Source organism: Candidatus Uabimicrobium helgolandensis (assembly GCF_041508025.1).
In the GTDB taxonomy this organism is placed as follows: Bacteria; Planctomycetota; Uabimicrobiia; order Uabimicrobiales; family Uabimicrobiaceae; genus Uabimicrobium; species Uabimicrobium helgolandensis.
The window spans coordinates 8,878,556-8,890,463 of sequence record NZ_CP165719.1 but is presented as its reverse complement, the minus strand read 5'-3'; the positions used below and the strand labels follow the sequence as shown (position 1 = coordinate 8,890,463).

Sequence of the window (11,908 nt, the reverse complement as noted above, 5' to 3'; positions counted from 1 at the left end):
GCAGTGGAAAATGAAAAAATCGACTTTCCTTACTTGGAAAACCTAAAAAACTCCAACGTAAAAGACGTACAACTACAACAATCTTTGTTCAAAATACCCAAAAAACGTGATTATGCAGGAAAAACGTATCCCTATCTTCTCACTGACAAAAATCTAGAAGCTGCTGCTGATATGGCAATTTTGCTAAACCAGCCACTTCTCCTTACTGGAGAAGCTGGTGTAGGGAAAACGCAGTTTGCTTACTACCTTGCAAATAAATTGGGATGGGAAGTGTTTGATTTTGATACCACATCCGCAAGTACAGCCGAAGAAGTTTTTTACACCTACGACACTTTAGGAAGATTTAGTGCAGTAAATCTCGACCAATTAAAGCCGGAACAAGCAAAAGCGGCTAACTATATCGAGTATCATGCGTTGGGAAAAGCTATTTTATATTCGCGAGCGAAAGACGATAAAATTAAAGAGTTTCTATCCAACAAAATTGAGCTTCCCGATCAGCCCAAAAGAGTGGTGGTCCTTATTGACGAAATCGACAAAGCTCCTCGTGACTTTCCCAATGATCTCCTTAATCGCTTAGAGAAATTGAGTTTTCGAATTCCTTTTATATCAGATAAGGAAATCTGCGTTGATGAAGAGTATCGCCCTATAGTTATTTTTACCAGCAACGAGGAAAAACCACTCCCCAACCCATTTTTGCGGCGTTGTATATATTGTAATATAGAGTTTCCTTCCAAAAAAAGTTTGAAAAAAATTGTTGATTTGCGCCTTGAAGAAATAAAGCCATTGTCTTCCAAAGACAAATTTATCGACGATGCATTAGAGTTGTTTTTTATATTGCGTGAAAATGAGTTGAGCAAAAAACCATCGATCGCTGAACTTTTAGGTTGGTTAATAACTTTATATCACGGATTAAAGCTAAAGCAGCAAGATGAACAAATAGATCTTAAAACCAAAAAAGATGAACTACTCTCAAGTTTACAAGCCCTGATAAAAAACAAAGATGATTTTCAAACGGCAAATGCTGTTGTTGAAAAATGGGTGGAATAGCTGTGCAAGTAGATATTCCACTTCTCGGAGAAAACCTTGGGCTACTGTTGCATGGTTTACAACTAGCGCAGTACAATATTTCGATTCGGCATTTACAAGACTGGCAAACTTTACTCATGTCACTTACCAAAAAAGGTAATGCAAAGATAGAGTTTGAAGAACTATGTCGCTATATGGCGGCCACTGTTTGTTGTAATACACTGCAACAGCAAGACTTTCATAACTACTTCGCACAGTTTTGCCAATTACATGCATGCAAAGAACAAGAACCACAGCCTACATCACTTTCTAAATCCGATGATAATATAGACAAACCAAACCCACTACCAAAATCTAAAAGGCGCTGGTTAAAGTATTTTGTTGGTGGCTTAGCACTTTTGTTACTGTTGTTACTGTTGTTTTCCTACATCTGGTACACAACTCGTCCTCACAAACAACAGAAATATTCACTAACCGTTTACGCTGTCAATGAAAAAAAGCAACCGCTGCAAAATGCGTCCATTCAGCTTAGTACAGGCGAAACTTTACAGGAACAACAAAAATTTTACACTACTCAATTTACACCTCAAACTAAACCTGTAACGATTACAATAACTAAAGATGGATACAATACTCTTACAAAACAAATACAGTTTGTTGGCAGAAATGTCGAAAAAACCTACACTCTTTCTCCACTTCGGTCATTTAAATTATCCGTAAGTATTACTAGTACCGAGGCACATAAAAATCCGGTAGATGCAACAGTTTCCTTCCTAGGAAAAGAACAACAGACTGTAAAGGGAAAATGTAATTTCAGCGGTAACATACCACAAAATCAAAAAACAGCTCTATTAACTGTAGATAATACAAATTACAAACTTTATGAACAACAAATTACATTACGAGAAACAATGACCACAGAAGTTGTTCTACAAAATCTAAATAAATGTGAAATCAACGGTGTAGTTGTTGACAAAGATAACAATCCTATTCAGCAAGTTGCTATAAATGTACTCAATATCAACACCACAACAGCGAACAACAATCATTTTCAAGTATCCGTTGCCACACGACAAGAAAAAGTCGAATTATACGCTTCTCACCCTCAATACGCGCAACAAAAAGTAGTGATCACACTTGATAAATCAAAAACCATAGTCACAATTGTCATGACCAAAAAAAACATCTCCCTATATTCATTCTTTTCGCAACCAAGTAAAATGTCGACAAATACGCCGCAATTAAATATATACTTATGGATTTTCATCTTGTCAATGCTCTTGGTTGTCATGATCATACTTCTACGCAGATTCAATTACTTTTCTGTAAAAATGCCGACGCTTCTAAGACGCCAATCGATGCAACGTTTAGAAATAAAAAATTCATCTCCTGTACTCTCCACTAAGATCAATCTTCCGCCCATTGAAAATCTACAAAAATGTCGCAGTATTATTTCCAATAAGATCGACTATATCGCTACAGCGAACAAAACAGCGAATAACGCCGGACTTTTTACTCAAGTGTATCACTGTGGCAAAATAGTGCCGCAATACTTGGTGCTGATCGATCACTTTACTAAACAAGATCACTATGCACAGTGGGCATTAGAAGTAGTTAAAAGTCTACAACAACAGCACCTTGCGCTTACGCTAGTTTATTTTAGTAAAGACCCGCGTTTTTGTTTTGATCCGCAAAGTAATAATATTTCTCTTGAAGAACTAGCACAGCTATATCCGAGCCACCGTTTACTAGTTTTTAGCGATGGTAGCGGTTTTTTCCACTCTATCACAAATGAGCCACATCCGTGGTTGAAACTCTTTTATCACTGGAGTGTACGTATTTTTTTTACTCCCAAACCACTCACCGATTGGGGATATCGCGAATCCGTAATCGGTAATATGAACTTTGCGCGACTAGTTATGGACTACAGTGGTATTAAAGCATTGACAAAACTAGTGGCAGGATACGAAATTTCTTCGCGAGATCTTTATCTTCATTTGGCAAGTTTACCAACAATAGTAGAGGAACAACCGCAAAAATGGCTAGAACCTTATAAGCCACCCAAAAACGAAATCAAACAACTACTGAGTGAACTGCAACAGTATCTCGGTACAAGTGGATATAAGTGGTTGCAGGCTTGCGCTGTTTATCCCAAACTTCAGTGGCAAATTACTCTTTGTCTAGGGCAAAACCTCTTATGCCAAAATCAAATGTTATTTTGCGAAAAAACGCTGGTGCGTTTAATTCGTTTGCCGTGGTTTCGCCACGGAGAAATGCCATATTGGTTGCGCCATGAACTTAGCAAAAATTTTACTATTGCGAAAACATATCAGATTGGTAATTTGATACAACAACTAAGTCCACTTGGATATTTATATATAACACCTAAGCAAATAAAAATACAAAAAAACATAAAACGATACAAAAGGCTTGTTTCGAGAAATCGTTTTACTAATACAATGATGGGTAGTAACTTGTTAAACATGTTTAATACAACAAAAACTAATAAAAAAATAGAAAATCAAAGTCACACTAGCAAAATAACTCTTATGAAAAAAATAAGCTATTTGATTATGCTAACTATAGCAGTTTCTTTTGCAATATATACTAGTATGGAAAATTCAAAAACATCTAAAATAGATTATACGATTAAAAGTATTAATTTGTCGGGTGATGACATCCAAAATGAAGATTTAGCACGCTTGAAATTGTTTCCCAATATTATTCACCTTAGCTTATTTTCTACGAACATAGATGATAAAGGATTACATTATTTATCATCTCTTAGTTTAGAATCCCTAAATGTAGGAAAAACTCGCATAAGTAATCAAGGCTTAGCTAATATTTGCAACATGTTTTCGCGGACATTGAAAATATTAGATTTGAGCGAAAATCAAGTAATAGACAACAATGGTCTGAAACATTTGCAAAAACTTGAAAAACTTGAAGTATTCGTTTTGACAGGAAATAAAAGAAGCGACGAAAGAGGGATTGCAAATTTACCTGATACACTCACAGAGCTTAACTTGAGTAGTACAAATATTAACAGTGTTGAAAATTTCAAAAATTTTAAAATTACGAAATTATTCTTAGCCAATACCAAAGTAACAAACAACATAGACGACCTAAGTAATTTCCAATTGCTCACCCATCTTGACTTGAGCAGATTAAATATAAACAACCTTTTGTTTTTAAAAAATCTTACAAAACTGACCTACCTCAACTTGAGTGAAAATCGCGAAATAACAAACGATAGTTTAGAAAATTTTAAAACGCTGAAAAAACTTACTAAACTTGATCTGAGACACCTCTCCAAAATAAATGACCAAGGGCTTGCTCATTTAGACAATATTAGCGATTTAACAACTCTTTTAATAGATAAAACAAGTATAACTCCTGTAGGTATATCATATCTACGACAAAAGTTTTCTAACTGCAATATTTCTTATGATAGAGAACTTAATTTAAATAGAAAAAACATAGATAATAATTATTTGAGAAAATATGTTTCATCTCTTGTCAACCTTGTTCGCCTTGATTTAAGTAATAATACAAAAATAACGAACGCAGGTTTAGTTCATATTACTTCCCTTCTTAACTTGAATGATTTACGCCTTCATAGCTGTGGAATAGGAGATGAAGGTCTTTCTCATTTGGCAAAACTTACAAAGCTATCTTCTCTACAATTGTTTAATACAAATGTTAGTGGAAAAGGTTTAAAACATTTGGCAAATCTCAAAGAACTATATTATCTCAACCTAGGAGGCAATAGTAACGAATTCAATAACGGTCTAGAGCATCTAAAAAATCTTTCTAAACTCAGACATTTAACTCTAGGGCCAACAACAATAACAAAAGAAGGAGTAAATCAATTAAAACACCTTGAACAATTATCTAATCTTAATTTAGAACATACAAATATTTCAGAAACACTCCTAGAAGAGTTAAAATCCTTATTACCAAATTGCAAAATCAGCTTAGTAAAAGATTAGTTCATTTTGCCGCCTATCAAACTTATTTATATTAAAAGTATCTCTTGGTGCAACAAGTTTCGCATAAAAGAAAACTTTTTGCTATCAACAAAACTTGCAATAAGTAAATAGTACAAAGGAAAACTTTTTTGCTACCAACAAAACTTAAAAACTGGATTCTGGTATTTTTCATAAAACGTGGTGGACTTCACTGTTATGATCCAATTACATGTGGTTTTTACACTTTTCTTGCGCCATTACTCTTAAAACGGTGAAGATTATTCCTAAAATTCTATAATTTGTTTATCTAACAAAAGCCTACTCACTGTTTACCTTAATTTTATCAAGGCATAGAGATGGTCTATTTTCATTTTTTTGCTCAGAATTTCTAAAACCCAGACCTTACTGACTTTTTATTTTTGCTCTTTACTACACTAACAAAAATAAAAATTACTCTACAGAGTATTTTGCTACTACGCTAACTTTTCTCACTATAATTGCTTTATAAACCTTTGTTTTTCATAACAGGCACAATCCAGAAATCGGCATCAATAACAACCAAACAGCTCAATTTCATTTGCGAAAAAAACTTTATCGTTTCTTGTCAATAAAACGACAGTTGACGACGGTCATTCTTTTCTGTAAAGAAAAGTAAAGGGAAAGAGGGTAAAAGTACAAAGGATAAACTTTTTTGCCACTTCTTTGTTTAATATCAGTCCTTTATTATTCGGAACTCGAAAACAATAACCGCAAACCGAAGTCGCCGAGTTCGAACCCGGAAACGATACTGAGGCGGGACGCCGAGCGACAGTACACAGAGAGATCGAAATAGCACCCGCCGCGCAGCACATGACGCAAACCATCTATGATTAAAGGGTCCTTTACCTCTTCGGGTGAGTATTCTTGATAAGTATCCAAGCACCGCTCCCATACATTTCCCGACATATCATATAGACTATAAGCATTAGGTTTTTTCTGTTTGACAGGATGTGTTTGCTTATTTGAGTTTTCACGATACCAAACATAATCGTTAATATTTTGCTCTCCCCAATAATACTCGGTGGTAGTTCCACTGCGACAGGTATATTCCCATTGCGCTTCGCTTAACAAACTCCAACCTAGTTTTTTGGTAAATTTGTTACAATCGTTCCAGGAAACACTCTCAACAGGGGCATCTAATCCTGACACTTGAAAATGAGCAGGATTATCTCCCATAATAGCTAACCATTGACGTTGAGTGACTTCTGTTTCTCCTACCCACATTGGTTTGCTGATGATAACTTTATGACGTGGTTTTTCATAATCTGATATACGATCACTTCCCATCCAGAACTTACCTGGTGGAACTAACTTAAAAACAAACTCAATCTTATTTCGGCGAAATTTCTTTATTAGCTCTAGATTATATTTCTCAGCGTACCACTCTTGGTAGGCTGTAGTCAAAATCGCTTGTTTCTCTGCACTAAGTTTACTCCACTTTTCACCTGTATAATTCAACCACTCATTTTCTTTATCCCAACACTCTTCCCACAAAGCTATATCCCATCCTTTGGGGCCAACATTTGTAAGTATTTTTATTTGCTGTACGATATTTGCGCTTACAGTTGCTTTAGCAAACATTGTTGCTGTTCCTGCTATCTTACAGCGAAAACGAATTTGCCATTGTTGAATCTCGCCAGCAGAAAGTTTATCTACTTTCCACGTTAGCTTTTGATTTTGCAACTGAGAAACGAAAGGTTCGGCATTTTGATAATCCATTATCTTCGAATCATAAGTATATTTGAGAGAAATATTGTTTATGTTATCTGAGCCATTATTACGAATGGTAACAGCATAAAATACATCCTCTCCCAATTCCGCAACTTTAGGACCCGTATACGACATTTGTAATTTAGGGATAAAAGGCAGCGCTTGGTATATTTTTTTCTCAACCAAAGCCGTTGTAATGTCCCATTCATAAATACCATCTTGCGTAGAATATGCCAGCTTTTGCTGTTGCGAGTGAAAAGCTAAATTATCAATATTTTCCTTACCTGTCTGCAAAGTGATAATTTCGCTACCATTTCTCGCATAAATTCCGACAACTCCATTTTGAAAAGCGGCTGCGATTATCTCGGATTTTGGATCGGTAGCAGTAACCACAATTTTTTGTTGTGTTTGACTTTCATCAAGAATTTTTCTAGCACTAATATTCTTTGCGGATGATTTGGAGTAACCCAAGTTTTCAAAGTTTATCGTTTGCGATATGCGCCGCGATGTATAACGACCGCACAACCATAGTTTATAATCCTGCGAGTCAAAGCAAATTCCACGTAGTTGTTGCTGATTACCATGCATGCGCAAAACCCAGTTTTCACCCCTATCCACAGAATAAAAAAGCCTATCTTCACCAGCGCACCAAACCTGCGATCCTTCCACTGCGATATCGTACATTGCCATCTTTTGCGAAAAATGCCGCAAATTCCAATGAGCACCATCGTCAACAGAATAAGCAAAAACACCATCTTTTCCGCAACACCATACTTTTGTGTCATCGCAGTTCACCGCAAGTAAATCAGCAAAACTTCCGATATGTTTTTGCGGCAATAGTTTATTTTTTTCGTAAGAAACAATAATGCCGTTTGCTCCCACTGTATACAATCTGGAGCCATCATTGTTGACATCAATCGCATATAAATTCTCACGTGTCTGTGTCACTAAACTTTGCCAATGCTCCCCATCCCAAGATAAAACTGTTCCATTATCTCCCGTAACCCAAACATTATTTTTATTACCACAAATCGCATGCAAATCAACCTGTGTTCCGCTTTGCTGCTTTTGCCAAATTTCGCCATCTTTACTACGCAAAATAACTCCGTTTTTTCCTACAGCCCACACCGAATTGTCCACGGCACTAACGTAAACATCTTGAAGAACAGCGTCTACAGTAAAAAACACCCAACTTTGTCCACGATCAGTAGAACGTAAAATACGATTGTTTCCGACCATCCACACTGTATTATTTTGCACCGCAACCGCATAAAGCTCATCCGTTGTATTTACACCGTTGATTTGCCAAGGACGCGCCAAGCGTTTTTTGATAGATGTATCCCAAAGCTCGATATTATTGTACTCGGAAATAGCAGCAAGGTATTTTCCCGTTGTACTAAACGCGGCGTTTTCTAAATTGGATAATGATGTTGACAATTCGATAGTTCTCTCAAGTGTAGTAACGACAATCTTTTGATCTTGTAATTTTGCTTGCTGTTTGCCTTGGTTTACGTTTTGTTGTAGATAATCGAGACTAATTACCTCGGGAGTAAGAATATCAGATATATCGCTACGCAAACTCCACATCGCAGCTACTGATAGAAGCAAGACAAAATGGAGCAATGCGATCACCCACCATTGACGTAGATGTTTTGTGTTGTAATTGCTTACGTACGACTCAGATTTATTGGCGTTAGCAGTGTTAGACTCGGATTCATTGGTGTCAAACGGAGGCTCGTTAGCAGTGTTAGACTGGGGTTTGCCTTCTAATGCAGGTTTAGCTGTAGGTTGAATGGCTTCAATCCAATCTTTTTTGGACTTGTCGGTATCAACTTTATCAGTGTACAAATGACTTGTAGATTCAAATGCCTCTGGAAATACGTTTTCCAAAATCCAACGATTGACTACAACACGTTGATAATTGGTGATGTTACCTTTGTCAATCCATTTTTGCATTTGCGGCGGAAGTTCATCCCAATTGCTCTGTGGCTCATCCCATTTCTGACTTGAATTATTCCACTGCTTCCATAGATCTTCTTTTTGTAGGATTTGGTTTAGGTTGTAGGCTAGAATTTCTTTTTCGGGACTTTGTGTATTAGAAGTATCATTTACAGATAGTAAGATAAGAGATTTTCTTTGTTCTGTAGCGTATTGTTTAAGTGATTCATTCATATCAATTTCATCAAAAATTTTTTGAGTTGAAGCCTCTAAATATTCTTCCTCTATAGACTTCAACCCTCCGTATTGTTGATAACTAGATAATGTTAACTTATTTTCTATTTTCTTTTCCCACAGTAAAGCTAGTATAAATTCCAAAAGTGCCATTTGCTGTATCTTATTGTTTGTATCTTGCAAGAGTGTTTTTACTAATTTAGGTTCTACTTCGACTCCCATTACTTTGGCAGGCTTTGTAATCGCGTCTGTAATTTCCTCTTTACTCATCGAATCTAAAAGAATTGTTGACTGTTCTAAAATACGTTCTAGATTCTTGTAGAAAACACAGTGAGGATAAAAATCAGAAATGGTGGTTATAACTAACCTAAATTTTGGATTTGATTTTTTCTTTATATTTCGATATATCAATTTCAAGAAGTCTTTTCGCATTTTTTCATCACATAGAGTATATAATTCCTCAAATTGATCAATAATAATTACCAATTCATGGTCTTTTTTTTGGACTAATACTGAATCTAATACCTTTTGTAAATAGGAGGTTTCACTTCTTAGTTTTTTAGCTATTATGCTTACTTCTTCAAAATTTCTTTTGGTTTTATCTGGATATAATAAATCAATTAAGCCCATAGAAAAAGTATAGAATGGATCGTATCCTGGGCGAAATGAGATTATTAGATATTGCTGCTTAGCATAACGTAATTTTGGTATAAGCCCTGCGAAGACAAGAGAAGACTTTCCGCTTTTTGAAAGCCCATTTACTAGAACTGTAGACTTTTTTTCTACTAAAGAAAATAACTTTTTTGTTATATTTTCACGACCGAATAAAAAAGTTGAGTCTTCTTCTCTAAAATAGAGTAAACCTCGATAAGGACTCGTTTGTTGTGACTTGAAATATTTTCCCGAAAACAAATTACCTAAAGATTCTTGAGATAGAGTATCAAACCAAGTTTTTAACCTCTCAGAATCTAAAAATCGCATGATATTTATAGAATAAATTATACGATTATTTGATTGCTCTATATAAGAAGGGTTGATACCTATAGACCTTAGTGCATCGTCCATTTTTTCTTTAGTTGAATAATTTTTGATATAATCTTTTATCCACATCTCTATTGTTTCTGAACTTAGCATTTACACTCCACCTAGTTTACTTTACAAATTTTTTATCTTCAAAATGATTCTTATATCTAAAATTAGTCAATATCTTAGCTTATCTTCGATTACTTTTAGTGTACCATATGTCTACCAAATTATTCGAGTTTCCACCATGGACACATTCTATCTGTAATACCTTTATTTAGTTTATCTCCTCTGCAATATTGATTAAGTTTTCGATTAAAAACTTCAACACTTTTAGAATAATTTTCCCATTCAAGAATGTAGACAAAGTATGTCTTTTTTCTAGTAGATTCTTTAATATTGCTAGGAAAAATACCGATATGCATCAAAGCCTCATTTGCCTCTTCTGAATCTAAATTTTCCATACAGTCTTGGGCTAATTGTTCTATATCTTGTATACTTAGTAATTTTTTCATCGTTAAGAACAACCTAATTTTGGAGTAACTTTATTTCCTGATTTATTGAAAAATTGACACTCTCTTTTACTGCTAGTATGTAGATATGGTAAGCAGAAATATCATATTAGCAACCTCTTGAAAAGAATCTAGTAAAAGAATGTTCGACACTAAAATGATTTTTGGTTATCTCTTCCAACTTTTCGAATAATATTTGGTATTCCTAACATAACCTCAGTTTGGTTTTGTAGTACTTATTACCTCATGAAACTTCATCGAATTATCTGACAAACATTGTTTTAGTTGTTGTTAGACCAAGATAAACACCTTAGACCTTTATTTAAAATTGAAACAAACACGAACACCTATAAAAGCCTGATGTCCATTATTTTCATGAGAATGGGACGACTCTAAAGTATTTGATGGATATGCTTTGTGATAGCAACCTCCACGTATAATATGATTTTTTCCAGACCCTTTCGAATCTTTAGGCTCATCTTTACACCATTCATACACATTACCAATCATATCATATAGCCCAAATGCATTAGGTTTTAATTCACCAACTGGGTGAGGTTTCTTCGCGTTTTTCATCCACCATGCATATTTATTGGCCTTCTTTATTGTATTCCCCCAGTAATAAGTAGTTAGAGTTCCAGCGCGACAAGCGTATTCCCACTGTACTTCGGTTGGCAGTTGTAATCCTGTTTTAATTACAAAATCATGAGCATCTGTCCATGGAACTGCTTCCACTGGATTATTATTATTTTTCCAGCGAGATGTATTCCCTCCCATTATTTTTTTCCAAATCTTTTGTGTCACTTCTGTTTTTGACATAAGAAAAGGTTCTATTCTTACATCATTACCTTTAATCGTAACGTTACCTTCTGGAATTAATACAAACACCATCCCTGTTTTGACATGCAGATATTCTTGTACTATGTTAGTAACTCCACCGCAAGAATATATATTAGTTATTAGGTATTTAAATCCTTCAATCTCTAGTGTTAGTACGCTCGGATACATACGCCTTTCTATACTTTCAACAAAACTTGTATAAGAACTATCCTCGTTAATATTTTCATTTTCTCTAAGAAAAAAAATGTGATTTTTTCTATTGCTTCTTATAGAAAATTTAATTTTTGTTATTTTACTGGCATCAGAGAGATTTAACTTAGTGGGAAAATTAGCTACGAAACCCTCTATTTCATTATTTTTAATTATCGTGGGGTAAAGATATTGTCCAGAAAAAAATATTCGATATTCATACTTAGTATCAAAAATACCTTCGTTTTCTAAATTAATTTTTTGCCACTGTAAATTGTTAATTGTTTCTTGAATTTTTAAAAAAGTGCGTCTTTTTTGTATCTGTAAAATATTAATTTTTTCTTGAATTCTAAAAGTATTAAGAAAATCGACTGCTATTAAAATGGTAGCCACTAGCACTACAAATAAGTATTCTTTTTTCATGTG

At 34.7% G+C, this 11,908-nt stretch carries 5 protein-coding genes; 2 read left to right on the top strand and 3 right to left on the bottom strand.

The genetic code is table 11. The features are described 5' to 3' along the window. Positions 1-3 precede the first annotated feature (3 nt). Complete coding sequence (locus tag UABHE_RS32870; RefSeq protein ID WP_372367702.1) at positions 4-1,047, top strand: AAA family ATPase; 1,044 nt, start codon at positions 4-6, stop codon at positions 1,045-1,047. A 2-nt stretch (positions 1,048-1,049) separates the two neighbouring features. Then, a complete protein-coding gene (locus UABHE_RS32865) occupies positions 1,050-5,018 on the top strand; it encodes a hypothetical protein (protein ID WP_372367701.1) in 3,969 nt (1,322 codons plus the stop codon). 702 nt (positions 5,019-5,720) lie between these two features. On the opposite strand, the gene UABHE_RS32860 is transcribed toward UABHE_RS32865, so the two are convergent. The 3 genes from UABHE_RS32860 to UABHE_RS32850 all read right to left on the bottom strand — a co-directional run bounded on the left by UABHE_RS32860 (position 5,721) and on the right by UABHE_RS32850 (position 11,905). Next, positions 5,721-10,052, bottom strand: a complete 4,332-nt coding sequence (locus UABHE_RS32860; protein WP_372367700.1) for an SUMF1/EgtB/PvdO family nonheme iron enzyme — start codon at positions 10,050-10,052, stop codon at positions 5,721-5,723. Between the two features lie 119 nt (positions 10,053-10,171). Beyond that, positions 10,172-10,456, bottom strand: coding sequence for a hypothetical protein (locus tag UABHE_RS32855; RefSeq protein WP_372367699.1), 285 nt, complete (start codon positions 10,454-10,456; stop codon positions 10,172-10,174). 315 nt (positions 10,457-10,771) lie between these two features. Further along, positions 10,772-11,905 (bottom strand): formylglycine-generating enzyme family protein, encoded by a 1,134-nt coding sequence (locus tag UABHE_RS32850; RefSeq protein WP_372367698.1) that lies wholly within the window; start codon positions 11,903-11,905, stop codon positions 10,772-10,774. Between the last annotated feature and the right edge of the window lie 3 nt (positions 11,906-11,908).